The following is a 24,006-nucleotide window of genomic DNA, read 5'->3' on the forward strand; positions in this document are numbered from 1 at the left end:
GATCCGTCATGGCGCCAGCCTATCCGGGCGGCTCAGAGCCACCCGTTCCGCTTCAGGATGCGGTGGATCGCGAAACAGGCGCCGACCGTGACGCCGAGGACGAGCGGGTAGCCGAACCGCCAGTGGAGCTCCGGCATGTGCTCGAAGTTCATCCCGTAGACGCCACAGACCATCGTCGGTACGGCGATGATCGCCGCCCAGGACGTGATCTTGCGCATGTCCTCGTTCTGCGCGACGGACGCCTGCGCGAGGTTGGCCTGGAGGATGGAGTTGAGCAGTTCGTCGAAGCCGACGACCTGCTCCTGCACGCGCGCGAGGTGGTCGGCGACGTCACGGAAGTACTTCTGGATGTCCGGGTCGACGAGCCGCATCGGCCGCTCGCTCAGCAGTTGCATGGGCCGCTGGAGCGGTGCCACCGCCCGCTTGAACTCCAGGACTTCGCGCTTGAGCTGGTAGATCCGCCCGGCGTCGGTGCCGCGCGGAGCGCCCTTGCCCGTCTGCGAGAAGACGTCCGTCTCGACCTCGTCGATGTCGTCCTGCATCGCGTCGGCGACGGCGAGATAGCCGTCGACGACGTGGTCCGCGATGGCGTGCAGGACGGCGGACGGGCCCTTGGCGAGCAACTCGGGGTCGTCCTGGAGCCGGTGCCGCAGCGCCCGCAGCGAGCCCTGGCCGCCGTGCCGGACGGTGATGAAGAAGTCCCGTCCGGTGAAGCACATCACCTCGCCGGTCTCCACGACCTCGCTGGTCGCGGTGAGTTCGGCGTGCTCGACGTAGTGGATGGTCTTGAAGACGGTGAACAGGGTGTCGTCGTAGCGCTCCAGCTTGGGGCGCTGGTGGGCGTGGACGGCGTCCTCGACGGCGAGCGGGTGGAGCCCGAACTCGGCCGCGATACCGGCGAATTCGGACTCGGTCGGCTCGTGCAGCCCGATCCAGGCGAAGCCGCCCTCGCGGCGCGCCTTGCGGATCGCGCCGCGGGGCGTCAGGCAGTCGTTGTCGTGGACGCGGGCGCCGTCGCGGTAGACGGCGCAGTCGACGACGGCCGTGGACGTCGAGGGGTCGCGGGTGGTGTCGTACGGGGCTGACGTGCTGCCGGTCTCGCGCGGCGAGGGGCGGACAGCGGCACGCAGGTCACGGATCATCGACATGGGCAGGCTCCTTCGCGGGCGGGAGCCGCCGGTGGCCATACGGGTCGGCGCTAACCGGAATGAGGACGTCCTGACTGCGGATCCTGTGTGCACGTCCACAAAGCGGGGAGCACCGCGACCGGCGCGGTGGCGGCTTCGCTACTGATTCAGATCAGGCGGAAACGAAGTGCTCTTCCGTGGTGCGCAGACAGACTGGAGCGTGCGCGGAAAGCCGGGAAAACGCGGCTCAGTGGCCGGAAGAGCGGGTGGTACTGCACGGTCGACTTCGGTCCATTGCAGCCCCACCTCCTCCAGCCGGTCCCCCGTGAGGGACGACGTCTCGTCCCTCGCAGGGGACGCATCTAGGTCAGGGGCTTGAAAGCAACGCTTGGCGTGCTGCCCCTGCCAGCGGCCAAGACTATCAGCCGACCGGAGAAGCGAGCCCACCCTCTACCCATTGGATACGAGTTCTATGCTCGCGACATGGGAGATGTTCTTGCTCTGGTCGAGGCCCGGCTCCGTACGGCCCTCGGTGAACCGGACGCGCGCGCCGCGGTCACGTTCCTCGGCACCGACCGCATCGAGGTGCTGCGCTTCACGGACCCGGCGGACACCGGCCTCGTGCGCTACGCCACGCTCGGTATGTCGGCCGCCCCCATGGCCGACCCGACGTCCGCGCTCGCCGACCCGCTCAAGGGCCCGCGCGCGGAGCTCGTGCTGTCGGTGCGCACCGGCCGCGCCGACACCGACAAGGTGCTGCGCCCCCTCGCCGTACTCGCCGCGTCGCCGCAGGTCGAGGGTGTCGTCGTGGCCGCGGGCGCCTCGCTCGACGTGGGCGAACCCCTGTGGCCCGGCGCCCCGTTCACATCGGTGCTCGTCGCGGAGTCCGGGGGCCTCGTGGAGGATCTGGAACTGGACGATCCGCTGGATCCCGTACGGTTCCTGCCGCTGCTGCCGATGACGCAGAACGAGGCGGCGTGGAAGCGGGTGCACGGCGCTGCCGCCCTCGAGGAGAAGTGGCTGAACAGCGGAACGGACCTGCGCGATCCGCTGCGCAGGTCCGTTCCGCTGGACCAGTGACCGGCGCGCGAGGCTCGCACGGAGAGCGTCGGCGCGCACACGCAGTGAATCGGCCCGGCTGACTGCTGCGGGCTGCATCTGATTCTTCCCGGGGAAGCGTTGCGAGGTCCCGCCCTCGGAAGGGTGATCGTCCTTGACGGAGTGGGAGTCGGGGAGGACCGTTGGTCCTTATGAGGGGCGAACCCAGTTGCCCGAAGTGTGGTGGCCGGGTCAGGGCTCCCGGCCTCTTCTCCGACTCCTGGCAGTGTGACGTGCACGGGGCGGTGCATCCGCTGCAGCCCGTGATCCCGCCCAGCGTCGAGGCGCTCACCGTCGTGGCGCACCGCGCCGAGGTGCCGGTGTGGATGCCGTGGCCGCTGCCCGTCGGGTGGCTCTTCACCGGAGTGGTCAGCGCGGGCGACGACCGCACGGGCGGCAGGGCGACCGCCGTGGCCTGCTCGGGCCCCGGGCCGCTCGGCGGCGTGGGGGAGATGCTGTTCGTCGCGGAGGAGCTCGGCGTCGGCCTCGGCGCCCGGTACGCGGGCATCGACGGCCCCGACCCCGGCCCGCACATGACCGTCGAGAAGCCGCCCCAGGCCAAGGTTCTGGCCGCCGGACGCCCGACCCCGATGTGGCACGTCGCCGGCACTCCCGACGACCGCGCGGTCTTCGCGGGCGAGGCGCGCGGACTGTGGGTGTGGGCCATCGTGTGGCCCGAGCAGACCGGGCTCCTGATGTACGACGAGCTGGTCCTGACCGACCTGCGCGACGTGGGCGCCGAGGTCGATCTGGTGCCCTGCGGCGCACTGTCGCCGCGCATCCTGACGTAAGGGGTCATACCGGTGGACGGGGGTGACGGGATCGCTCCGGATCCCCGTTATCCTTGAGCGTCCCCTTCCGTCCGTTCAGAGCCTGGAGTACGCGCGTGCGCATCGATCTGCACACCCACTCCACCGCCTCCGACGGCACGGACGCCCCGGCCGAGCTGGTCCGCAACGCGGCCGCCGCCGGTCTGGACGTCGTCGCGCTCACCGACCACGACACGAGCCGCGGGTACGCGGAGGCCCTCGCCGCGCTGCCGGCCGGACTCACGCTCGTCACCGGCGCCGAACTCTCCTGCCGCCTCGACGGCGTGGGCCTGCACATGCTGGCCTACCTTTTCGACCCCGACGAGCCCGAGCTGCTGCGCGAGCGCGAGCTCGTACGGGACGACCGGGTGCCGCGCGCGCGGGGCATGGTCACCAAGCTCCAGGACCTCGGCGTGCCCGTGACCTGGGAACAGGTCGCCCGCATCGCCGGCGACGGGTCCGTCGGCCGCCCGCACGTCGCGGAGGCCCTCGTCGAGCTCGGCGTCGTCGGATCCGTCTCCGAGGCCTTCACGCCCGACTGGCTCGCCGACGGCGGCCGGGCGTACGTCGGCAAGCACGAACTCGACCCCTTCGACGCGATCCGCCTGGTCAAGGCCGCGGGCGGGGTCACCGTCTTCGCGCACCCGGCGGCCGTCAAGCGCGGGCAGGTCGTGCCCGAGTCGGTGATCGCGGACCTGGCCGCGGCCGGACTCGACGGCATCGAGGCCGACCACATGGACCACGAACCGGCCACGCGGGCCCGCCTGCGCGGCCTCGCCGCCGACCTCGGCCTCCTGGCCACGGGCTCCTCCGACTACCACGGCAGCCGGAAGACGTGCGTACTCGGCGAGTTCACCACCGACCCCGAGGTGTACGGGGAGATCACGCGCCGGGCGACCGGGGCGTTCCCCGTGCCGGGGGCCGGCGGAACCACCGCGTAACCCGCGCCCTGCCGCGATCCGGCGGGCCGCTCCCCTTCATGCCCCGGTGCGGGCTCATGCACCGCACCCCCACGCACAACGCGTCCCGGCTGATCCCGCGGACCTCACTCGCAAGGCCACACCCGTGTTCGATGTCGCTGTTTTCGGATCCCTTTTTCTCACGCTATTCGTGATTATGGACCCCCCTGGGATCACCCCGATCTTCCTCGCGCTCACCGCGGGCCGGCCCGCCAAGGTGCAGAAGCGGATGGCCTTCCAGGCCGTCTGTGTCGCCTTCGGCGTCATCGCGGTGTTCGGGCTCCTGGGCCACCAGATCCTCGACTACCTGCATGTCTCCGTCCCCGCACTCATGATCGCGGGCGGACTGCTGCTGCTTCTCATCGCGCTCGACCTGCTCACCGGCAAGACCGACGAACCGAAGCAGACCAAGGACGTGAACGTCGCGCTCGTGCCGCTCGGCATGCCGCTGCTCGCGGGCCCCGGCGCGATCGTGTCCGTCATCCTCGCCGTGCAGAAGGCGGACAGTGCCGCGACGCAGGTGTCGGTGTGGACGGCGATCGTCGCCATCCACGTCGTCCTGTGGTTCGTGATGCGCTACTCGCTGCTGATCATCCGCGTCATCAAGGACGGCGGCGTGGTCCTGGTGACGCGCCTCGCGGGCATGATGCTCTCCGCGATCGCCGTGCAGCAGATCATCAACGGCGTGACCCAGGTGATCCAGGGCTCCTGACGCCGAGCCCCTGCCGCCGAGCCCCGCCCCGCGCACACAGAAGAGCCCCCGTACGGATCTCGTACGGGGGCTCTGCAGCGTGTTATTCGATTACGTACGGTGTATCAGGAGTCGTCGTCGCGTTACGAGGCCGGCGACTCGGCCGGGCGGATGTAGAGGCGCTGCCCTATGGCGGCCGCCTGCTGAACGATCCGGTTGACGGAGGCGGCGTCCACGACAGTGCTGTCCACGGCGGTTCCGTCGACATCGTCGAGTCGCATGATTTCGAAGCGCATACCCGCTTCTCCCTTCGTCTGGTCATCCTCCTGGAGGAGAACTACTGGTACGGGGCAACAGTCTTGCCCCGACGAACGGCCAGGCGGTTGCCTGACCGTTAAGAGTGGATTGCGCGGCTTCAGTGCCCCGCGTTCTACAGGGATCAACGGGTTGCCCCCAGCAAACATTCCCTACGCTAAGGAAATTTTTCGCGAGGCTAATTACCCGCGGGTAGTGGGACCGGTTGTGTTCGCAGCGTGACGGCCGGGACAATGGGCCGCATATGAACGACGATCTGACGGCCATCCGCGCGGAGCTCGACCGTACGAACGAGCTGCTCAAGCGGATGCTCGCCGAAGTGGCCAAGACTCCGTCCACCCACGCGATCTTCGTGGACGCCGGATACCTCTACGCCGCCGCGGGCCGCCTCGTCACCGGGACCGAGGACCGCAGAGCCTTCGATCTGGACGCCGAAGGGATCGTCGATGCCCTCATCGACAAGGCCCGCACGATCTTCGCGGACAGCCGGCTGCTGCGCGTCTACTGGTACGACGGCGCCCGGCGCCGCATCCACACGAACGAGCAGCAGTCGATCGCCGAGCTGCCCGACGTGAAGGTCAGGCTCGGCAACCTCAACGCCAACAACCAGCAGAAGGGCGTCGACTCCCTGATCCGCACGGACCTGGAGTCGCTCGCCCGGCACCGCGCCATCAGCGACGCCGCGCTCATCGGCGGGGACGAGGACCTCGTCTCCGCGGTCGAGGCCGCGCAGGGCTACGGCGCACGCGTCCACCTGTGGGGCATCGAGGCGCCCGAGGGCCCCAACCAGGCGGACCCGCTCCGGTGGGAGGTCGACAGCCAGCGCACGTTCGACCTGGCGTTCCTCAAGCCGTACGTGTCCCGGCGCATCGCCACGGCGACGTACGAGAACGCGGGCACGCCCCGCCCCTCGCGGGAGGACGTGCGCTTCGTCGGCGCGCAGGTCGCCGCCAAGTGGCTCGCCGCGCGCGGCAGGGAGTCGCTGGCGGAGCTGCTGCCGGGGCATCCGTATCTGCCCGGGCCCGTCGATCAGGAGCTGCTCGTCGAGGCGGAGGCCCTGCTGCAGTACTCGCTGCGGGGGCAGTCCGATCTGCGCCGCGCCCTGCGGGACGGCTTCTGGAGCCATCTCCAGGCGCAGTACTAGTACGGCGTCCGCCGGCTGGACCGGCTAGACCACAGGTGGGTGCAGGTCCCAGAACTCCGCCAGGGCCGCCGCGGTCGCCTGGGGGCGGTCCGTGTTCGGGGAGTGCTCCGCGCCCGTGACGACGGTCCTGCGGGCCGAGAGGCGTACGGCCATCGAGTCGAGGAGCTGCACCGGCCAGGTGTCGTCGCGCTCGCCCGACAGCACGTGCTTGGGCAGCCGGACGGCCGCCAGCTCGTCGACCAGGTCGGGCTCGGTGCACAACTGACGGCCGGTCGCGATGAGCTGCGCCGGGCTGTTGAGCAGCCAGCGGTGCCGCAGGGCGGCGGCGTCGTCCGCGCCCGCTCCCGCCGGGGTGTCCGTGTCCTCCGGGGCGTCGAGCGCCTGTATCGCGTCCCATACCTGGGCCATGTCGAGCACGGCGAGCGCGTCCCGCAGCAGCTTGACGCGCTCCTGCTGCGACGGCGAGATCTGGGCCGGGCCCGAGGACATGAGGGTGAGCGAGGCGAACGGCGTCGCGTCGATCAGCACGGCGGCCCGGGCGATCTGCCCGCCGAGCGAGTGCCCCACCAGATGCAGCGGCGTCCCGTCGTCCACGACGGCCGCCTGCGCGAGCACATCGCGGGCCAACTCCCGCTGTGCGTAAGGGGATTCGTCGTCGAGGGGCCCCGTGGACTCGTACTGCCCGCGCCCGTCCACGGCGACCGTGCGGTACCCGGCGGCGGCGAGCGGTATGTGCAGGGCGATGAAGTCCTCCTTGCTGCCGGTGAACCCGGGCAGCAGGAGGGCGGTGCCGGTGTGCCCGGCCTCCTGCGGACCGGCACTGATGGCGGCGAAGTCGCCGCGCTCGGTCCGAAGGGCGTGGGCGACGGCGCCGGGCGGCGGGACGAAAACGGGAGGCCGACTCATGCGACGAGGCTAACGGCAGCGCCGCCGCAGGTCATTCGGGGACGGAGCAGGGGTCTTTGGGGCCTCCGTGACCGCGAACGCCAATGGCCCGGCCCCGCTTTCGCGGGTGCCGGGCCATTGCTCGTTACGCGGTCCTGCTCAGCGCTCCGTCGGCTCCGCGGCCTTGCGGGTGCGGCGGCGGGGCTTGGCGGGCGCCTCCTCGGCGGACGCGTCGGCGGTGGCCTTGGGGGCCGCGGCCTTGCGCGTGCGCTTCGGCTTCGTCTCCGTGACCTCGGCAGCCGCGTCGGCGGTCACCTTGGGGGCGGCGGCCTTACGGGTGCGCTTGGGCTTGGTCTGAGCGGGAGCCTCGGCCGACTCGACGGCCTCGACCGTGTCGACGACAGCCTCCGCCGTCTTGCGGGTGCGGCGGCGCGGCTTGGTGGCGGCCTCCTCGGCGACGACCGCGTCGGCGGTGGCCTTCGGGGCGGCGGCCTTGCGGGTGCGCTTCGGCTTGACCTCGGCGACCTCCGTCACCTCGACGGTGTCCGCCACGGCCTCGGCCTTGGGCGCCGCCTTACGGGTGCGCTTGGGCTTGGCCTCCGCGGGAACCTCGACCGCCTCGACCGACTCGACGGCCTCGACCGTGTCGACGACGGCCTGTGCGGCCTTGCGGGTGCGGCGGCGCGGCCTCGGGACCGTCGCCTCGACGGTCTCGGCGACCTCCTCGGAGGCGGCTGCCTTGGGGACTGCTGCCTTGCGGGTGCGCTTCGGCTTGGTCTCCACGGCCTCGAGCGCCTCGACCGTGTCGGCGACGGCCTCGGCTGTCACGACGGCGGCGGTCTCGACGGCGGCCTCCGGCGCGGCGCCCGAACGGGTGCGACGGCGACGGCGCGGCGTACGCGGCTCCGTCACCGTGGCGTCCACGGCCTCCGAGGCAGCGACCGCCTCGGCCGGAGCCGTCTTCGGCTCGTTCGCCGTCGGGGCGGCCACCGGCTCGCCGTTACGGATACGGCGACGGCGACGCGGCGTCGTACGCGCCGGACGCGGCTCGCGCTCCTCGACCGGAGCCGGAGCGGCCGTGCGGCCACCTCGGCCGCCGCGCCCGCCACGGCCGCCGGTCTCGCCGAGGTCCTCGACCTCTTCGGCGGCAAGGCCGGCCCGGGTGCGCTCGGCGCGCGGCAGCACGCCCTTCGTGCCGGCCGGGATGTTCAGCTCCTCGTACAGGTGCGGAGACGACGAGTACGTCTCGACCGGGTCGGGGAACTTCAGGTCCAGCGCCTTGTTGATCAGCTGCCAGCGCGGGATGTCGTCCCAGTCGACCAGCGTGATCGCGATGCCCTTGGCACCCGCGCGGCCCGTACGGCCGATGCGGTGCAGGTACGTCTTCTCGTCCTCGGGGGACTGGTAGTTGATGACGTGCGTCACACCCTCGACGTCGATGCCGCGAGCGGCGACGTCGGTGCAGACGAGCACGTCCACCTTGCCGTTGCGGAACGCCCGCAGGGCCTGCTCACGCGCGCCCTGGCCGAGGTCACCGTGGACGGCGCCGGACGCGAAGCCGCGCTTCTGCAGCTGGTCGGCGATGTCCGCGGCGGTCCGCTTCGTACGGCAGAAGATCATCGCGAGCCCGCGGCCTTCGGCCTGCAGGATGCGCGCGACCATCTCCGGCTTGTCCATGTTGTGCGCGCGGTAGACGTGCTGCGAGGTGTTCGCGACCGTGGCGCCCTCGCCGTCGGGCGAGGTGGCGCGGATGTGCGTCGGCTGCGACATGTAGCGACGGGCCAGGCCGATGACGGCGCCGGGCATCGTCGCGGAGAACAGCATGGTCTGGCGCTTGACCGGAAGCATGTTGATGATCTTCTCGACGTCGGGCAGGAAGCCCAGGTCGAGCATCTCGTCGGCCTCGTCGAGGACGAGGGACTTGATGTGCTTCAGGTTGAGCTTCTTCTGGCCCGCGAGGTCGAGGAGACGGCCCGGGGTGCCGACGACGACGTCGATGCCCTTCTTGAGGGCCTCGACCTGCGGCTCGTAGGCACGGCCGCCGTATATGGCGAGGACGCGCACATTGCGCACCTTGCCGGCGGTCAGCAGGTCGTTCGTGACCTGCTGGCACAGCTCACGGGTGGGGACGACGACGAGCGCCTGCGGGGCGTCGGTCAGCTGCTCGGGCCGCGCCCGGCCCGCCTCGACGTCCGCGGGGACGGTGACGCGCTCGAGGAGCGGAAGCCCGAAGCCGAGCGTCTTGCCGGTGCCGGTCTTGGCCTGGCCGATGACGTCGGTGCCGGAGAGCGCTACGGGGAGCGTCATCTCCTGGATGGGGAAGGGGTTGATGATGCCGACGGCCTCGAGGGCTTCGGCGGTCTCGGGAAGGATCCCGAGCTCTCGGAACGTGGAAAGCTGCTGCGTAGTCAGGGTGTTGCCTCTTCTGTGAGACGCGGTGCGAGGCGAACGCGGGGGTCGTGACCGTGCCGATTGATCGCCGGTCGCCAGCGAGAGGCGGGCGGGCCGGGTGACGCGGGACCACTGCCGACGCTCGAGCGCTCGTGCCGCTGAGGGCCCCTCCTCATGCCGTACGTCGTGTGACGTACCGCCCGGAGGGCTGTCGGGTCGGAGCCGATCGGGCCACCGACCGGGCATCCTCATTCATGAAGCCCGTCGAAAACGCGTACAAACACACACGTAAAAGCGTTGCTCGTACCCGGCGGGCTCTTTACCACCATACCCCGGAATCGCGCATGTGCGATGGCCGAATTGGTCACGTAGTCGTGGTCACAGTCATTGACCAGGGACTTCCGTGCGGCGGTCGGCGGGCTATTGTGCGCTTCATGGAGACGCCCGACACCGCCGCCGCAGCCGACGAACCCACCGGAATCGCCGCCCAGGACTGGGCGAAGGCATCCGTCGACCCCCATTACCGCGCAGCGGTCGTGGATCTGCTCGGCGCACTCGCGTACGGAGAGCTGGCCGCCTTCGAGCGGCTCGCCGAGGACGCGAAGCTGGCGCCGACGCTCGGCGACAAGGCCGAGCTCGCGAAAATGGCGTCCGCCGAATTCCACCACTTCGAGCAGCTGCACGACCGGCTCTCGGCGATCGGCGTCGCGCCGACCGAGGCGATGGAGCCCTTCGTCGCCGCGCTCGACGGCTTCCACAAGCAGACCGCGCCGTCGGACTGGCTGGAAGGCCTGGTCAAGGCGTACGTCGGCGACTCGATCGCCAGTGACTTCTACCGCGAGGTGGCCGCGCGCCTCGACTCGGACACCCGCTCCCTCGTCCTCGCCGTCCTCGACGACACCGGGCACGCCAGCTTCGCCGTGGAGAAGGTGCGGGCCGCGATCGAGGCCGATCCGCGCGTGGGCGGGCGGCTCGCGCTGTGGGCGCGGCGACTGATGGGTGAGGCGCTCTCGCAGTCGCAGCGGGTCGTCGCCGACCGGGACGCCCTGTCGACGATGCTCGTCGGTGGCGTGGCCGACGGTTTCGACCTCGCGGAGGTCGGCCGGATGTTCTCGCGGATCACCGAGGCGCACACCAAGAGGATGGCCGCGCTGGGGCTCGCGGCCTGAGGTCGTCTCACCGCCGGCCGGTCACGGCCTAGGCCGGCGCCGACCGGCGGACTGGGGCAGAGGGGCGGAGCAGCAGCGACAGGAGCGCCACGCCCACGACGACCGCTCCGATCAGCGTGGCAAGGGCGTGGCCGGAGCCGAGCGCGGTGTGGGTCAGAAATGCCCCGAAGAGCGCACCCGCGACTCCCGTCGGCAGTACGAGCGCCCGCGGCGGGAGCCGGCGGGGCAGACGGACCGTCGCGGCCCAGGCGAGGCCGAAGCCGAGCAGGGCGGAGCCGAGCGCTTCCAGGAGCATTGTGTGGGGTCCCTCCCGCATTGGCCGTGGTGCAAATCGGTCTTGACCGGTGTACCCCCGGGCCGCGGAACGCAATCCTCCCCGTATGGGTCCGCTGTGCTCGCGCTGTGAAGGCCGGGGCGGTCGCGGACACGCACGGGAAAGGCCCGGTGGCTGCTGCCACCGGGCCTTTCCCGTTATGTCTTCCGTGCCGCCGAACGTGTGGTTACACCGGGCCGAAGCCCACCTTGCGCACCGCCGGCTCACCGATCTCCACGTACGCCAGGCGCTCGGCCGGCACCAGGACCTTGCGGCCGTGCTCGTCCACCAGAGTCAGCACCTGCGCCTTGCCGGACAGTGCCTCGGACACCGCGCTCTCGACTTCCTCGGCGGTCTGGCCGCTCTCCAGAACGATCTCGCGGGGCGTGTGCTGCACGCCGATCTTGACCTCCACGGCCTTGTCCCTCCGACGATCCGTGATGTGCGCGGACGACCGCGCCGTACCACCACACATTAGCCCGGTGAGGGGACGTACCCGGCGTCCACGCTGCACGCCAGGAGCGAACAGGACCGCAAACGCCGCGCGCCGTGCGCCGCGCCTCGTCAGTGGTGGTCGGTGCCGTGCAGCGGGAAGCCGGCGATGCCCCGCCAGGCCAGGGATGTCAGGAGCTGCACGGCCTTGTCGCGCGGCATCGTCGACTTGCTGGAGAGCCAGTAGCGCGCCACGACCTGCGACACACCGCCCAGGCCGACGGCGAGCAGCATCGACTCGTCCTTGGACAGGCCGGTGTCCTCGGCGATGACGTCGGAGATCGCCTCCGCGCACTGCAGGCTGACGCGGTCCACGCGCTCGCGCACCGCGGGCTCGTTCGTCAGGTCCGACTCGAAGACCAGGCGGAACGCGCCGCCCTCGTCCTCCACGTAGGCGAAGTACGCGTCCATCGTGGCCGCGACCCGCTGCTTGTTGTCGGACGTGGAGGCCAGTGCCGTGCGCACGGCCAGCAGGAGCGCCTCGCAGTGCTGGTCGAGCAGGGCCAGATAGAGGTCGAGCTTGCCGGGGAAGTGCTGGTAGAGCACCGGCTTGCTGACGCCCGCCCGCTCCGCGATGTCGTCCATGGCCGCCGCGTGGTAGCCCTGTGCGACGAATACCTCCTGGGCCGCGCCCAGGAGCTGGTTGCGTCGGGCACGGCGCGGCAGGCGCGTGCCCCGAGGGCGCGCTGCCTCTGTCTGCTCGATGGCTGTCACGCCGCCTCCCAAGATTGTCCGTGTGCGGTGTGCGCCGCTTCGCCATCGTACTTTTCGGTAACCGTGGTGTGCGCGGTGCGAACGCACAATTTCATGGACCGGACAGCTATGGAAACCGTCCGCATGCGGGCAAATACGGGCAGGTCACCGATAGTCGTCCTCGTCCAGCTCCACCACGCGGGCCTGTTCGGCACGGTCCGCCTCGTTCGCGGCGTCCGGGTCGGCGTCCGCCGGAGGGTCGTCCCGGTGCGGCGCGAGCTCCGTGAGCTGCTCGGCCGCGTCCGCCTCGGGGGCCTCGACGCCGAACTCCGCGTCATCCTCCTGAGCCTCGAATGTGTCCGGGTCGGATGGGTCGACCGTCATGGCGGCTCCCTTCCCTCATGTGTCCTGTGCGTCCTCATGTGGGCGAGTGCCCAGATCCGAGCGTAGGAGACACCAGAACGGGGCGCGATGCGATCTGTGACGGCGAACACACGATCCACTGCGTGATCGTCTCGTAACATATCCCGCATGTCTTCGACCGAGTCGCCGCGTGTGCCCGCCGCCGTCGCGGCCGTGGGGCCCAAGCCGGCCACCGTCCGGGTCGCGGAGGGCGAGCGGCTCGGCTCGGTCGGCCTTCCGGGGCTCACGCTCACCATCCGCTCCCGCCCCGGCACCCGCGCAGGGCTGCCGCCCGCGCTGTATGTGCACGGCCTCGGCGGCTCCTCCCAGAACTGGTCGGCCCTCATGCCGCTCCTGGAGGACGTCGTCGACGGCGAGGCGCTCGACCTGCCCGGCTTCGGCGACTCACCGCCGCCGGACGACGGCGACTACTCGGTGACCGGGCACGCCCGCGCCGTCATCCGCCACCTCGACGCGGCGGGCCGCGGAGCCGTCCACCTCGTCGGCAACTCCCTCGGCGGGGCGATCACGACCCGGGTCGCGGCCGTACGGCCCGACCTCGTGCGCACCCTCACACTCGTCTCGCCCGCACTGCCCGAGATCCGCGTGCAGCGCACGGCGGTACCGACCGCACTGCTCGCCGTACCGGGCGTGGCCTCGCTCTTCACCCGCCTCACCAGGGACTGGACCGCCGAACAGCGGGTGCGCGGCGTCACAGCGCTCTGTTACGGGGATCCCGACCGGGTCAACCCCGAGGGGTACCGGGCGGCCGTCGAGGAGATGGAGCGACGGCTTCAACTGCCTTATTTCTGGGACGCGATGGCCCGTTCGGCGCGTGGCGTCGTGAACGCGTACACCTTGGGCGGGCAGCATGGGCTCTGGCGTCAGGCCGAACGTGTCCTCGCGCCCACGCTCCTCGTCTACGGTGGACGCGATCAGCTCGTGTCCTACCGGATGGCGGCGCGGGCCGCACGGACGTTCCGTTCCTCGCGGCTCCTGACCCTGCCGGACGCGGGGCACGTGGCGATGATGGAGTATCCGGAGACGGTCGCCACGGCGATGCGTGAACTCCTCGCGGATGCGGGGGAACTGACCGAGGGCGACAGGACGAGCGGGCGGGGAGCTGAGGCGGCGAGTGGGACGGCATAGCCGCCGGGGGCCGGCACCGGCACCGGCGCCCGCACCCCCGGGCGACGCGGAGGCGGTCGCGGCAGGCCGCGGCCGTCGTCGACGCGGCGCCCCCGATGTCCCACGTCCCGCCACGCCGGGACCCCAGGCACAGCAGGGCGTACCGCGCGGGCAGGCCCAGCCGGGGCCGGCCCCGTACCGCGGCGCACCGCCGAACGCCGGGCCGCCGCGCGGGCTCTCCGAGGCGACGCCCGCGCACGGTTTTCCCCAGGCGACTCCGCCGCGCGGTTTCCCGCAGCCGGCTCCGCCGCAGGGGCCCGCGTCGCGTGGGTTCTCCGAGGCGACCCCCGCACATGGCTTTCCGCAGGCGACCCCGCCGCACGGCTTCCCGGCTCAAGGGTCGCCCCGTGTGACGCCGTCCCATGGATTTCCGCAGGGCACGCCCGCGCACGGGGTTCCGCATGTGCGGGGAGGGCATCCTGAGCAGTTCGAGGGAGGCGCCCGGGGCGAGACCCGGATGGGCGTCGGGTACGCGGCCGCGCCGGTCGTGCCGGCGCCGCGCAGCAGGCCGCGGCAGGACTACGTGGACGCGTTCGCCCAGCCGCCGCGGCCCGGGCGCTCTCTTGACCCGTACACCGACGTCACCGACCGGGACGCGAAGGGCGGCGGACCCGACGAGGCCGCCGCCGGGTCCGCCGAGGACGAGGAGCCGGGTGACAAACGGCGCAAGGGCCGTACGTACACCGGCATCGCGGCCGCCGCCGTGACCACGGTGCTCGCCGTCGTCGTCGCCGGACATGTCGTCCAGGGGCGCGGCGACAAGGCCGACGCCCAGGCGCAGCCCGCGGGCGGGCCCGGCAAGCGGTCGACGAACGGGTCGGCGTCGCGTTCGGACGACCGGGCCACCCCCGGGGGCAAGGCGCGGCCCGTCATCCCGCTGACGTACGACCAGAAGATGGGCAAGACGTATCCCCTGTCCGCCAAGCTCAAGGGCTCCGGGAAGTTCACGGCGGTGCCCGGATTCGACAAGGCGCCGGGCAAGGGGCAGAAATTCCGGTACCGGATCGACGTCGAGAACGGGCTCGGGCTCGACGGCGGGCTTTTCGCGCAGGCCGTGCAGAAGACCCTGAACGACGACCGCAGTTGGGCCCATGACGGCGGCAGGACTTTCGAACGGATCTCCTCGGGAAAGCCCGACTTCGTGATTACGCTCGCCAGCCCGGGGACCACCGGCGTCTGGTGCGAGAAATCCGGGCTCGACACGACCGAGGACAATGTGTCCTGCGATTCCGCCGCCACCGACCGCGTCATGATCAACGCCTATCGGTGGGCGCAGGGATCGACGACGTACGGGAACAAGATCCATCTGTACCGGCAGATGCTCATCAATCACGAGGTCGGGCACCGGCTCGGGTTCAACCACGTGACCTGCACGAAGAACGGCGCGCTCGCGCCCGTCATGCAGCAGCAGACCAAGTTCCTGACCTTCGACGGAATCACCTGCAAGCCCAACCCCTGGGCCTTTCCCAAGAGTTGATTCGCGGCCCGGGGATCGCGCGGCGCAAGGGACGCGCCGCCGCGTGCGGCACCGTGTGCGAGTTCTGCGGCGCGTCGCAGGACCCGTACACCCGGAAGCTGCCCGCCGCCGTGCCGGCGCTCGGTCCGGCCGTCGCCGCGCGGTGACGCACCGCTCGCAGGGAGCTGGCCGCAGCATGACACTCCGTGACCGAATGGGCGTGTAGCGCGACAGAACGCTACCCGCGTGGGAAAGTTACGGCCGTTCACCCCTTTTGGTGGCGTGATGGACAACCGTCCATCACGCCACCGGCATGTCCGCATACGTTCGTCCCGCTGAGCCACCGGACCAACGGCGGCTCCCCAGACGGGAGATCGGGGGTGTACTCGTGCGCATCGGACTGCTTACGGAGGGTGGCTATCCGTATGTGAGCGGTGAGGCCAGACTCTGGTGCGACCGGCTCGTGCGCGGGCTCGAGCAGCACGAGTTCGACCTCTACGCGCTCAGCCGCAGCCAGGACCAGGAGGACCGCGGCTGGATCGAACTGCCGCCACAGGTCAACCGGGTGCGCACCGCTCCGGTCTGGACCGCCGACGAGGACGGCATCGGCTACGGGCGCCGCAGCAGGCGGCGCTTCGCCGACGCGTACGCGGAGCTGGCGGCGGCCGTCTGTGCGGGCGCTTCCCCCGAGACCGCCGGCCTCGCGGGCGTGCCCGCCGACTCCGTCAGCGCCGAGGCGGACCGTTTCGGCAACGCGCTGTACGAGTTCGCCGAACTCGCCCGCGACGAAGGCGGACTCGTAGGCGCCCTGCGTTCCGAAACCGCCGTGCGCACGCTGGAGCGCGCCTGCCGCGCACCGGGCGCCCTGCGTGCGGCCCGCGCCACCCGCGTCCCCGACCTCCTCGCCGTCGCCGGACACATCGAACGCGCCCTGCGCCCGCTCTCCCTCGACTGGTACGGCGACGACGGCCTCGGCTCGGTCGACCTGTGCCACGCCACCTCCGGCGGCACCGCCGCCCTGCCCGGACTCGTCGCCCGCCACTTCGCCGGCGTCCCCCTCCTCGTCACGGAGTACGGCGTACAGCTGCGGGCCCACTACATCGCGGCCGGCGACGCCGAACTGAGCGCCCCCGTACGGGCGATGCTCGCCGCCTTCCACGGCCGCCTCGCCGCCGAGACCTACCGGCAGGCCGCGATCATCACCCCCGGAAACACGCACGCCCGGCGGTGGCAGGAGCGGTGCGGCGCCGACCGCGCGAAACTGCGCACCGTCCACCCCGGAATGGAGGCCTCCCGCTTCGCCGAGATCGGCGAACGCGAGGAGCCGGGGGAGCCCGGCACCCTGGTCTGGGTCGGCCGCATCGAACCCTCCAAGGACCTGATCTCCCTCCTCCACGCCTTCTCGGAGATCCGCAAGGACGAGCCCAAGGCCCGCCTGCGCCTCGTCGGAGCGCCCGCCGAGGGACCCGAGGCCGCCGCCTACCTCGCCCACTGCAAGGCCCTCGCCGCCCAGCTCTTCCCCGACGAGGCGGAGGGCGCCCACGCGATGGGCGACAACCCCGTCTCCTTCGAGGAGATCGGCGGACCCGAGACGCCCGACCTCGCGGACGCGTACGCCGCCGGGAGCGTCGTCGTCCTGTCGAGCATCGTCGAGGGGTTCCCGATCAGCCTCGTCGAGGCGATGTTCTGCGGACGCGCCACGGTCTCGACCGACGCGGGTGCCGTCGTCGAGGTCATCGGCGGCACCGGCCTGGTGGTCCCGCCGCGCAACCCCCGGGCGCTCGCCGAGGCGTGTGTGTCGCTGCTGCGGGACCCGGGGCGCCGCGAGCGCCTCGGCGCGGCCGCGCGGGCACGGGCGCTCGAACTCTTCACCGTCGAGCAGAACATCACGGCATTTCACGGCATTTACCTGGAGATCGTTTCCCACTGCCCCGTGCGCCGTGAACCCGTGGACGACGCGGGCGAGCCCCTGCCCTTCGCCAACCCTCTGGAGGCCCATGTACCCGGCCGCTGGACCGCACCGACGAGTGAGTCGGGCGGGGGCTTCGCGACGTGGCTGGCAGGGAGAGCCGCCTCTGGGAGTGCGCCCAGTTGGGCGGAGGGGGAGGGGGACACCGCCGGCCCGGGCGGGGGCCGCGGTTTGAGCGGGGGCGTTGGTTCGGCTGAGGGGACCGGCTCGGGCGGTGGCGGGGAGCGGCCGGCCGGTGAGCACGGGCAGTTGGCCGGGGCGTTTCCGGGTGGGGAGGGAGACGCGTGAGCGGGCGGGAGTCGGGCGAGACGGTCGTGGGCGCGGGCTTGGACGCGCCGCAGGTGCCGGGTGGCGCGGACGCGTGGGGGACGGGGTCGCAGGAGGCGTTGGGGGAGGCTGGGCCTGGGCTTGGGCCCGGGGCGGGGGCCGGCGCTGAGTCGGGCCTGGCTCGGGCGCCTGAGGCGGGGTTGGGCGTGGGGCCGGGGGCGGGTGCTGAGCCGGTCGCGGGGCCGGACGGCGAGCCGGAATCGGAGCGGCGTGCTGAGCCGGAGCTTGGGCTGGAGCCGGGGGCGGAGCCGGAGCTTGGGCTGGAGCCGGGGGCGGAGCTTGGGCCTGGGCTGGAGCCGGTGGCTGGACCGGAGTTTCCGGCCCGGGGGCTCGACTCCGCGCCTGCCGACGAAGCCTTGCTGAACGAACCTGCGGCCTGGCGCGCCGACGCCGCATCCGTATCTGTATCCGCGTCGACCGGCGGCCCGCTCCCCGACACACCCCCCGCGACGGCCTCCCCTTCCGTCGGCACCGCCCACCCCGGCAGCCCCTCCAAGGCCGCCGAGGTCACCGGCGGCAGCCGACGCCGTACCGGCGTGGATCCCGTGAAAGCCCTGATGCACCGGCACCGCGAGCTCTGCGAGCGTGCCGTCGACCCCCTGGAGATCGCGGCCGGTCTGGAAGCCCACGGCGTCACCGACCGGACCGCTGCGCGCTTCCGGCACCGCGACGTCTTCTCGCTCGCCGAAGAGATGTACGCGCGCGTGCCCCGCGACAGCTTCATCGAACCGGAAACCCGGCACGCTCCGTCCGACACACCTCGCGGCCGGCCCGTCTGGGCCGTCCTCACGCTGCTGCCCGGCGCGCTGGGCGCCCTCACCCTCGTAGGGCTCGACTTCACCGACGGACGGATGCGGCTCGCGGTCGGGGCCGGCGGCGTGCTCGCCGTCTCCGCCGCACTCCGCGCCGCCCTGCGCCGGGGCCCGCTGCGCGCCACCGCACACACCGTGCCCGCCACCCGCGCCTGGACCTGCTGCCTCCTCGCCTATGCCCTCCTCGGCGACGGACTCCTGACCGCCGCTGTCGCGGGCGGCCCCGACGAGGCCTGGCCCCCCGCCACCGCCCCCCTCCTCGCCCTGGCCTTCTCCGTCGCGCCCGGCGCCTGGTGCGCCCAGCTCTTCGGCGCGGTCGCCCGGCGCAGGCTCGCCTCCAGCCGGGGCCTCGACGAGTTCGCCGCCTCCGTGCGCCCCCTCCTCCTCGCCGTCTTCGCGCTCTTCCTGTGCGCGCTGTGCGCCCTCATCGGGGTGGCCGCCGCCGTACTCGGCCAGGACGCCGCATACGCCGGCGCCGGAGCGCTCGGCGCGCTCCTGCTGCTCGCCCGCCTCCTCACGGTGCACGGCCGCACCCACGCCCCCGCCGTCGTCCTCGGCGCGGCCGCCGCGGCCGAGGTGCTCGCCGTCTCCACCGTGTTCGCAGGACGCCTTCCCGGCTGCGGCTTCCTCGCCGTCCCCGTGGAGACGGCCGTCGACGCATGGGGGCCCGGCACCGTACCCGCCCTGGCCTGTGGCGCCGCCACGCTCACCCTCCTAGTCCACGCGGCCCGCACCCTCACCCGGGCCTCCGCCCACGCGCCCACGGACGCCACGCCGTGACCGCGCCCGACGCCGTACGACCACACGAAGCGGCCGGCCGGCCGCTCCCCTCCCGCGGGGCCGACACCGCGGGCCTTCCGAAGACCCACGGCAACACCCCTAAGGAGAACGCGAGATGACCACCCCTCCCCCCGGAGGCCCCGGACCATCCGGACACGCCGGGCGTCCAGGACTTCCCGGAGCACTCGGAGAGCTCACCCGGGGAGCCGCCCGATGAGGGTGCTGCTGATCGGAGCCAACGGATACCTCGGCCGCTTCGTCGCCGACCGCCTGCTCGCCGACCCCGCCGTGCAGCTCACCGCGCTCGGCCGGGGAGACGACGCGGACGTACGGTTCGACCTGGCCACGGGAAGCCCGGGCGCACTGACCCGCTTCCTCGACGCGGTCCACCCCGGAGTCGTCATCAACTGCGCGGGAGCCACCCGCGGCGGCGCGCGCGACCTCACCCGCCACAACACCGTCGCCGTCGCCACCGTCTGCGAGGCCCTGCGGCGCAGCGGCTGCGGCGCGCGCCTCGTCCAGATCGGCTGCGGCGCCGAGTACGGGCCCTCGCAGCCCGGCTCCTCCACCGCCGAGGACGCCGTGCCGCGGCCCGGTGGACCGTACGGCGTGAGCAAGCTCGCCGCGACGGAACTCGTCCTCGGCTCCGGCCTCGACGCCGTCGTCCTGCGTGTGTTCTCCCCGGCCGGGCCCGGCACCCCCGCAGGCTCGCCCCTCGGCCGTCTCGCCGAGGCCATGCGCCGCGCCATGCAGTCCGGCGACGGCGAACTCAAGCTCGGCGGACTCGGCGCGCAGCGCGACTTCATCGACGTACGCGACGTGGCCCGCGCCGTCCACGCCGCCTCGCTCTCCGCCGCGCAGGGCGTCATCAACATCGGCTCGGGCCGTGCCGTCCGGCTGCGGGACGCGGCGTCCGTGCTCGCCCGCGTCGCCGGCTTCGGCGGCGCGCTCCACGAGCTCGACTCACCCGGCGGCCCCGTCCGCCCGACGCTCGGCCATCCCCGCTCCGACCCCGACCACGTGGCACCCGCCGCGTACCCGTACCCGGACGGCTGTGGCAGCTGGCAGCAGGCCGACGTGCGCACCGCACGCGACCGGCTCGGCTGGCGCCCCCGCATCAACCTCGAGGAATCCCTCGCCGACATCTGGATGGAAGCGGCATGCCGTATCTGACCCCCACCGCCCCCGGGACCGCGAGCACCGACATACGGCTCGGCTTCGGCATCCCCGGCTACGCACACCCCCTCGTGGCGCCCGTCGAATGGGCCGAACTCACCCGTCCCGGCGCTCCCTTGCACTGGGTCGTCCTGAACGTCGCGGACGGCCCCGGGGCCCGCCCCGACCCGCACTGCCTCGAAGCCGCGGGCAGGCTGCGCAACCGCGACGTACGGGTCCTCGGGCACCTCGATCTCACCTATGGCGCCCGCTCGTTCGGCGAGGTCGTCTCCGACGCCCACCGCTATCTCGACTGGTACCGCGTCGACGGGTTCTCCCTCGACCGCTGCCCGACCGAGCGGGCCGCCCTCCCCGAGGTCCGCCGCATCGTCACCACGCTGCGCGCCCTGTGTGAGGACGCCCACATCGTCCTCGGGCACGGCACGCACCCGTATCCGGGCTACGCCGAGACCGCTGATCAGTTGGTGACCTTCTCCGGGCCGTGGAGCGACTACCGCTGGTCCCAGGTCGCCGAGTGGACGGCCGACTACCCGCCCGAGCGCTTCTGTCACTTCGTGCACGGCGTGCCCCGCGGGCATCTCGACGAGGCGCTGCGCATCGCCCGCTGGCAGGGCGCCGGGACGATCTACTTCACCGACCGCACGGACCGCGGCCGCGCCGCCGACCCCTGGGAGGCCATGCCCGGGTACTGGGACGACATCGTCTCGCGGGTCGGAACGGGTGTCTCGGAATGAAGAGGGGCGTGGCAGTGTTGACGGAATCACCACTGTTCGGAAATGACGATCAACGGAGCCCCCGTGTCGCTGCCACCCCTGGTAGAGCCAGCTGCTGAGCTCACCGTAGACGAGGTCCGCAGGTACTCCCGCCACCTGATCATCCCCGATGTCGGGATGGACGGGCAGAAGCGGCTGAAGAACGCCAAGGTGCTCGCCGTGGGCGCCGGTGGCCTCGGTTCGCCGGCGCTCATGTACCTGGCCGCGGCCGGTGTGGGCACGCTCGGCATCGTCGAGTTCGACGAGGTCGACGAGTCGAACCTGCAGCGCCAGATCATCCACAGCCAGGCCGACATCGGCCGTTCCAAGGCCGAGTCCGCCAAGGACTCCGTCCTCGGCATCAACCCGTACGTGAACGTGATCCTCCACGAAGAGCGGCTCGAGGCCGAGAACGTGATGGACATCTTCAGCCAGTACGACCTGATCGTCGACGGCACGGACAACTTCGCGACCCGCTACCTCGTCAACGACGCGTGCGTGCTGCTCAACAAGCCGTACGTGTGGGGCTCGATCTACCGCTTCGACGGCCAGGCCTCGGTCTTCTGGTCCGAGCACGGCCCGTGCTACCGCTGCCTCTACCCGGAGCCCCCGCCCCCCGGCATGGTCCCCTCCTGCGCCGAGGGCGGCGTCCTGGGTGTGCTGTGCGCGTCCATCGGCTCCATCCAGGTCACCGAGGCGATCAAGCTCCTCGCGGGTGTCGGGGAGCCGCTCGTCGGCCGCCTGATGATCTACGACGCCCTGGAGATGCAGTACCGCCAGGTCAAGGTCCGCAAGGACCCCGACTGCGCGGTCTGCGGCCCGAACGCCACCGTCACCGAGCTCATCGACTACGAAGCCTTCTGCGGCGTCGTGTCCGAGGAGGCCCAGGAGGCGGCCGCCGGCTCGACGATCACTCCCAAGCAGCTCAAGGAGTGGATCGACGACGGCGAGAACATCGAGATCATCGACGTCCGCGAGCCGAACGAGTACGAGATCGTCTCGATCCCCGGCGCCCGGCTGATCCCGAAGAACGAGTTCCTCATGGGCACCGCCCTGGAGAGCCTCCCGCAGGACAAGAAGATCGTCTTGCATTGCAAGACGGGTGTCCGCAGTGCGGAAGTCCTCGCCGTGCTGAAGTCCGCGGGCTTCGCGGACGCCGTGCACGTCGGCGGCGGCGTGATCGGCTGGGTCAACCAGATCGAGCCCGAGAAGCCGGTCTACTAGACCGCCCGCCGGCCGGCGCCGCCGGTCAGGGGGCAGCTTTTCCGAACGGGTCCCGCACCTCGCGTGCGGGGCCCGTTCGTCATAGGGCGCCGCGTGGACGTCCGCCTCAGGAGCAGACCTTCCCGTCGCGCGGTATTCGGCCCTCCAGGAGATAGCCGTTCACCGTCGAGTCGACGCAGTCCGACCCGCTGCCGTACGCGCCGTGCCCCTCGCCCTTCCAGGTGAGCTCGACGCCGACGCCCTTGCCGAGCTCGTCCGCCATCCTGCGGGCGCCCTCGTACGGGGTCGCCGGGTCGCCCGTGTTCCCCACGACGAGGATCGGAGCGGCGCCCGGCGCGCTCACCTCGGGCGTCTCGTACTGGCCCGGCACCGGCCAGTCGTGGCACCAGCCCGCCGTGTCCCAGGCCATGAACTCCCCGAAGACGGGCGAGATCCCGCGGAACGACGCGAGGCGCTTGCGCGCCTCCTGCGGCGTCGGCCGTTCCTTGTCGTCGAGGCAGGAGATCGCCCGCTGCGCATGGCTCTGCGAGCCGTAATGCCCGGAGGGACTCCGCTCGTTGTACGCGTCGGCCAGCGCGAGCAGCGCCGCACCGTCCCCCTGCTCCGCCGCCTCCAGGCCGCGCGTCAGCGCGGGCCAGCTGTTCTTGCTGTACAGGGTGACGGTGATGCCGATCGTGGCGAGCGACTGGTTGAGCACGCGGCCGCCCGAGGCCGGCAGCGGCTTCGCGTCGATCCGCTTCAGCAGCGCGGCGATCTTCCGGGAGCCCTGATCCGGGTCCTGGCCGGTGGACTTGAGGTAGTTGTCGAGGGCCCGCTGGAAGCCCCTCGTCTGGTTCTCGGAGTGGCCCACGGTGTCCGCGGCCGGGTCGACCACGGCGTCCAGGACGAGCCTGCCGACCTTGCCGGGGAACAAGTGCGCGTACACGCCGCCCAGTTGGGTCCCGTACGAGACGCCCATGTAGTGCAGCTTGTCGTCGCCGAGCGCCTGTCGCGCCAGGTCCATGTCGCGGGCTGTCTCGTCCGTCGACACGTGCCCGAGCAGCCTGCCGGCCTGCCGCGCGCAGCCCGCGCCGAAGTCGGCGGCGTCCTTGAAGTACGCCCGTTCCTCGGCGGAGGTGTCCGGCGTGAGGTCGACGGACTCGGCGGCCTGGATCGCCTTGTCGTCGCGGCAGCGCACCCCCTCGCTCGCGCCGACGCCGCGCGGGTCGAAGCTCACCAGGTCGTAGCGCTCGCGCAGCTTCGCGTAGTCGGGTGCGAAGGCGGGCAGCATCGAGACCCCCGAGCCGCCCGGCCCGCCGAAGTTGAACAGGAGCGAACCGGAACGCCCGCTCCCGCCCGTGGACCTGGCGCGGATGAGGGCGACGCCGATGGTCTCCCCGTCCGGCTTCGCATAGTCGAGCGGCGCCTTCAGCGTCGCGCACTGCCAGTCGGAGCCGGGTGCGGGGCCGTCGTCGGTGGCCTTGCAGCGGCCCCAGTCGAGCCGCTGCGAGGTGAGCGCGGCGGGCAGCCGGGGCAGCGCGCCGGGGGCGGCCTTGTCCGGGCGGGGCGGTGAGGGCGGCGACGGACGCGGTGGCTGTGTCTGTCCCTTCCCGTCGCCGTGTCCGGCCTTGTCTCCCGGCCCGTCGCAGCCCACGGCGGCCCCCGCCACCAGCAGTCCCGCGGCCAGCAGAGCGAACGAACGAACATGACGCGACACAGGCACCTCCCCCCTGGCGATCCCCCTCGCCTGCCCCGGTCCGAAGACAGTCAGACCATCCTAGGCAGCGCCACTGACAATCGCCTGCGGCGGAGCGCCGCCGGCAACCGGGCGCACTGCCGAACGCCCGTACGCCTG

At 72.0% G+C, this 24,006-nt stretch carries 22 protein-coding genes; 13 read left to right on the forward strand and 9 right to left on the reverse strand.

The window, feature by feature from the left end; all coding sequences use genetic code 11:
• Positions 1-32: 32 nt before the first annotated feature.
• The gene (locus ACZ67T_RS26725; RefSeq protein WP_469987512.1) at positions 33-1,148 is read right to left on the reverse strand and encodes a magnesium and cobalt transport protein CorA; all 1,116 of its coding nucleotides are present in this window, start codon (positions 1,146-1,148) and stop codon (positions 33-35) included.
• A 462-nt stretch (positions 1,149-1,610) separates the two neighbouring features.
• Between ACZ67T_RS26725 and ACZ67T_RS26730 the strand changes: the two genes are divergently transcribed.
• The 4 genes from ACZ67T_RS26730 to ACZ67T_RS26745 all read left to right on the forward strand — a co-directional run bounded on the left by ACZ67T_RS26730 (position 1,611) and on the right by ACZ67T_RS26745 (position 4,705).
• Positions 1,611-2,207 carry a suppressor of fused domain protein gene (locus ACZ67T_RS26730; RefSeq protein ID WP_469987513.1) on the forward strand — a complete coding sequence of 199 codons (597 nt, stop codon included), beginning with the start codon at positions 1,611-1,613 and terminating at the stop codon, positions 2,205-2,207.
• 170 nt (positions 2,208-2,377) lie between these two features.
• Positions 2,378-3,016 carry a DUF6758 family protein gene (locus ACZ67T_RS26735; protein ID WP_469987514.1) on the forward strand — a complete coding sequence of 213 codons (639 nt, stop codon included), beginning with the start codon at positions 2,378-2,380 and terminating at the stop codon, positions 3,014-3,016.
• Between the two features lie 95 nt (positions 3,017-3,111).
• Positions 3,112-3,975 (forward strand): PHP domain-containing protein, encoded by an 864-nt coding sequence (locus tag ACZ67T_RS26740; RefSeq protein ID WP_469987515.1) that lies wholly within the window; start codon positions 3,112-3,114, stop codon positions 3,973-3,975.
• Between the two features lie 124 nt (positions 3,976-4,099).
• Positions 4,100-4,705, forward strand: coding sequence for a MarC family protein (locus tag ACZ67T_RS26745; protein ID WP_376257925.1), 606 nt, complete (start codon positions 4,100-4,102; stop codon positions 4,703-4,705).
• Between the two features lie 122 nt (positions 4,706-4,827).
• Here the strand turns inward: ACZ67T_RS26745 and ACZ67T_RS26750 are convergent, their stop codons facing one another.
• Positions 4,828-4,980, reverse strand: a complete 153-nt coding sequence (locus tag ACZ67T_RS26750) for a hypothetical protein (RefSeq protein ID WP_165914635.1) — start codon at positions 4,978-4,980, stop codon at positions 4,828-4,830.
• Between the two features lie 263 nt (positions 4,981-5,243).
• Between ACZ67T_RS26750 and ACZ67T_RS26755 the strand changes: the two genes are divergently transcribed.
• The gene (locus ACZ67T_RS26755; RefSeq protein ID WP_469987516.1) at positions 5,244-6,143 is read left to right on the forward strand and encodes an NYN domain-containing protein; all 900 of its coding nucleotides are present in this window, start codon (positions 5,244-5,246) and stop codon (positions 6,141-6,143) included.
• A gap of 24 nt (positions 6,144-6,167) precedes the next feature.
• On the opposite strand, the gene ACZ67T_RS26760 is transcribed toward ACZ67T_RS26755, so the two are convergent.
• Together ACZ67T_RS26760 and ACZ67T_RS26765 are read right to left on the reverse strand one after the other, a co-directional pair.
• Positions 6,168-7,049, reverse strand: coding sequence for an alpha/beta fold hydrolase (locus ACZ67T_RS26760; protein WP_469987517.1), 882 nt, complete (start codon positions 7,047-7,049; stop codon positions 6,168-6,170).
• 138 nt (positions 7,050-7,187) lie between these two features.
• Positions 7,188-9,335 carry a DEAD/DEAH box helicase gene (locus ACZ67T_RS26765; RefSeq protein WP_469987518.1) on the reverse strand — a complete coding sequence of 716 codons (2,148 nt, stop codon included), beginning with the start codon at positions 9,333-9,335 and terminating at the stop codon, positions 7,188-7,190.
• A gap of 518 nt (positions 9,336-9,853) precedes the next feature.
• Here ACZ67T_RS26765 and ACZ67T_RS26770 point away from each other — a divergent pair.
• Positions 9,854-10,588, forward strand: coding sequence for a ferritin-like fold-containing protein (locus ACZ67T_RS26770; protein WP_469987519.1), 735 nt, complete (start codon positions 9,854-9,856; stop codon positions 10,586-10,588).
• Positions 10,589-10,616: 28 nt separating this feature from the next.
• On the opposite strand, the gene ACZ67T_RS26775 is transcribed toward ACZ67T_RS26770, so the two are convergent.
• From ACZ67T_RS26775 to ACZ67T_RS26790, 4 genes are all read right to left on the reverse strand, one after another.
• Complete coding sequence (locus tag ACZ67T_RS26775) at positions 10,617-10,883, reverse strand: hypothetical protein (RefSeq protein WP_469987520.1); 267 nt, start codon at positions 10,881-10,883, stop codon at positions 10,617-10,619.
• A gap of 205 nt (positions 10,884-11,088) precedes the next feature.
• Complete coding sequence (locus ACZ67T_RS26780) at positions 11,089-11,316, reverse strand: DUF3107 domain-containing protein (RefSeq protein ID WP_469987521.1); 228 nt, start codon at positions 11,314-11,316, stop codon at positions 11,089-11,091.
• Between the two features lie 149 nt (positions 11,317-11,465).
• Positions 11,466-12,107, reverse strand: coding sequence for a TetR/AcrR family transcriptional regulator (locus ACZ67T_RS26785; RefSeq protein WP_100596647.1), 642 nt, complete (start codon positions 12,105-12,107; stop codon positions 11,466-11,468).
• Positions 12,108-12,251: 144 nt separating this feature from the next.
• On the reverse strand, positions 12,252-12,470 hold the full coding sequence (locus ACZ67T_RS26790; RefSeq protein ID WP_100596648.1) for a hypothetical protein: 219 nt from the start codon (positions 12,468-12,470) through the stop codon (positions 12,252-12,254).
• 147 nt (positions 12,471-12,617) lie between these two features.
• Between ACZ67T_RS26790 and ACZ67T_RS26795 the strand changes: the two genes are divergently transcribed.
• The 7 genes from ACZ67T_RS26795 (at position 12,618) to moeZ (ending at position 22,172) form a co-directional block, all read left to right on the forward strand.
• On the forward strand, positions 12,618-13,637 hold the full coding sequence (locus ACZ67T_RS26795) for an alpha/beta fold hydrolase (RefSeq protein WP_469987522.1): 1,020 nt from the start codon (positions 12,618-12,620) through the stop codon (positions 13,635-13,637).
• Positions 13,624-15,153 carry a DUF3152 domain-containing protein gene (locus ACZ67T_RS26800; RefSeq protein ID WP_469987523.1) on the forward strand — a complete coding sequence of 510 codons (1,530 nt, stop codon included), beginning with the start codon at positions 13,624-13,626 and terminating at the stop codon, positions 15,151-15,153. Before ACZ67T_RS26795 ends, ACZ67T_RS26800 begins: the two co-directional genes overlap by 14 nt.
• A gap of 367 nt (positions 15,154-15,520) precedes the next feature.
• A complete protein-coding gene (locus ACZ67T_RS26805; protein ID WP_469987524.1) occupies positions 15,521-17,389 on the forward strand; it encodes a DUF3492 domain-containing protein in 1,869 nt (622 codons plus the stop codon).
• A 395-nt stretch (positions 17,390-17,784) separates the two neighbouring features.
• Positions 17,785-19,020: a hypothetical protein gene (locus tag ACZ67T_RS26810; RefSeq protein WP_469987525.1), complete on the forward strand. Its 1,236-nt coding sequence runs from the start codon at positions 17,785-17,787 to the stop codon at positions 19,018-19,020.
• A 213-nt stretch (positions 19,021-19,233) separates the two neighbouring features.
• Positions 19,234-20,193 carry an NAD-dependent epimerase/dehydratase family protein gene (locus tag ACZ67T_RS26815; RefSeq protein ID WP_356276855.1) on the forward strand — a complete coding sequence of 320 codons (960 nt, stop codon included), beginning with the start codon at positions 19,234-19,236 and terminating at the stop codon, positions 20,191-20,193.
• The gene (locus tag ACZ67T_RS26820) at positions 20,181-20,930 is read left to right on the forward strand and encodes a spherulation-specific family 4 protein (RefSeq protein ID WP_469987526.1); all 750 of its coding nucleotides are present in this window, start codon (positions 20,181-20,183) and stop codon (positions 20,928-20,930) included. Before ACZ67T_RS26815 ends, ACZ67T_RS26820 begins: the two co-directional genes overlap by 13 nt.
• Before the next feature lie 63 nt (positions 20,931-20,993).
• The gene (moeZ, locus tag ACZ67T_RS26825; protein ID WP_383088543.1) at positions 20,994-22,172 is read left to right on the forward strand and encodes an adenylyltransferase/sulfurtransferase MoeZ; all 1,179 of its coding nucleotides are present in this window, start codon (positions 20,994-20,996) and stop codon (positions 22,170-22,172) included.
• Positions 22,173-22,278: 106 nt separating this feature from the next.
• Here the strand turns inward: moeZ and ACZ67T_RS26830 are convergent, their stop codons facing one another.
• The gene (locus tag ACZ67T_RS26830) at positions 22,279-23,868 is read right to left on the reverse strand and encodes an alpha/beta hydrolase (RefSeq protein WP_469987527.1); all 1,590 of its coding nucleotides are present in this window, start codon (positions 23,866-23,868) and stop codon (positions 22,279-22,281) included.
• Between the last annotated feature and the right edge of the window lie 138 nt (positions 23,869-24,006).

The sequence above is a fragment of the Streptomyces sp. NPDC107517 genome (assembly GCF_055582645.1).

Bases quoted from the DNA above. Each gene is read 5' to 3' on its own strand.
- ACZ67T_RS26725 (WP_469987512.1), bottom strand. From the start codon at position 1,148: ATGTCGATGATCCGTGACCTGCGTGCCGCTGTCCGCCCCTCGCCGCGC.
- ACZ67T_RS26730 (WP_469987513.1), top strand. From the start codon at position 1,611: ATGGGAGATGTTCTTGCTCTGGTCGAGGCCCGGCTCCGTACGGCCCTC.
- ACZ67T_RS26735 (WP_469987514.1), top strand. From the start codon at position 2,378: ATGAGGGGCGAACCCAGTTGCCCGAAGTGTGGTGGCCGGGTCAGGGCT.
- ACZ67T_RS26750 (WP_165914635.1), bottom strand. From the start codon at position 4,980: ATGCGCTTCGAAATCATGCGACTCGACGATGTCGACGGAACCGCCGTG.
- ACZ67T_RS26755 (WP_469987516.1), top strand. From the start codon at position 5,244: ATGAACGACGATCTGACGGCCATCCGCGCGGAGCTCGACCGTACGAAC.
- ACZ67T_RS26760 (WP_469987517.1), bottom strand. From the start codon at position 7,049: ATGAGTCGGCCTCCCGTTTTCGTCCCGCCGCCCGGCGCCGTCGCCCAC.
- ACZ67T_RS26765 (WP_469987518.1), bottom strand. From the start codon at position 9,335: ATGACGCTCCCCGTAGCGCTCTCCGGCACCGACGTCATCGGCCAGGCC.
- ACZ67T_RS26770 (WP_469987519.1), top strand. From the start codon at position 9,854: ATGGAGACGCCCGACACCGCCGCCGCAGCCGACGAACCCACCGGAATC.
- ACZ67T_RS26775 (WP_469987520.1), bottom strand. From the start codon at position 10,883: ATGCTCCTGGAAGCGCTCGGCTCCGCCCTGCTCGGCTTCGGCCTCGCC.
- ACZ67T_RS26790 (WP_100596648.1), bottom strand. From the start codon at position 12,470: ATGACGGTCGACCCATCCGACCCGGACACATTCGAGGCTCAGGAGGAT.
- ACZ67T_RS26795 (WP_469987522.1), top strand. From the start codon at position 12,618: ATGTCTTCGACCGAGTCGCCGCGTGTGCCCGCCGCCGTCGCGGCCGTG.
- ACZ67T_RS26815 (WP_356276855.1), top strand. From the start codon at position 19,234: ATGAGGGTGCTGCTGATCGGAGCCAACGGATACCTCGGCCGCTTCGTC.
- ACZ67T_RS26820 (WP_469987526.1), top strand. From the start codon at position 20,181: ATGCCGTATCTGACCCCCACCGCCCCCGGGACCGCGAGCACCGACATA.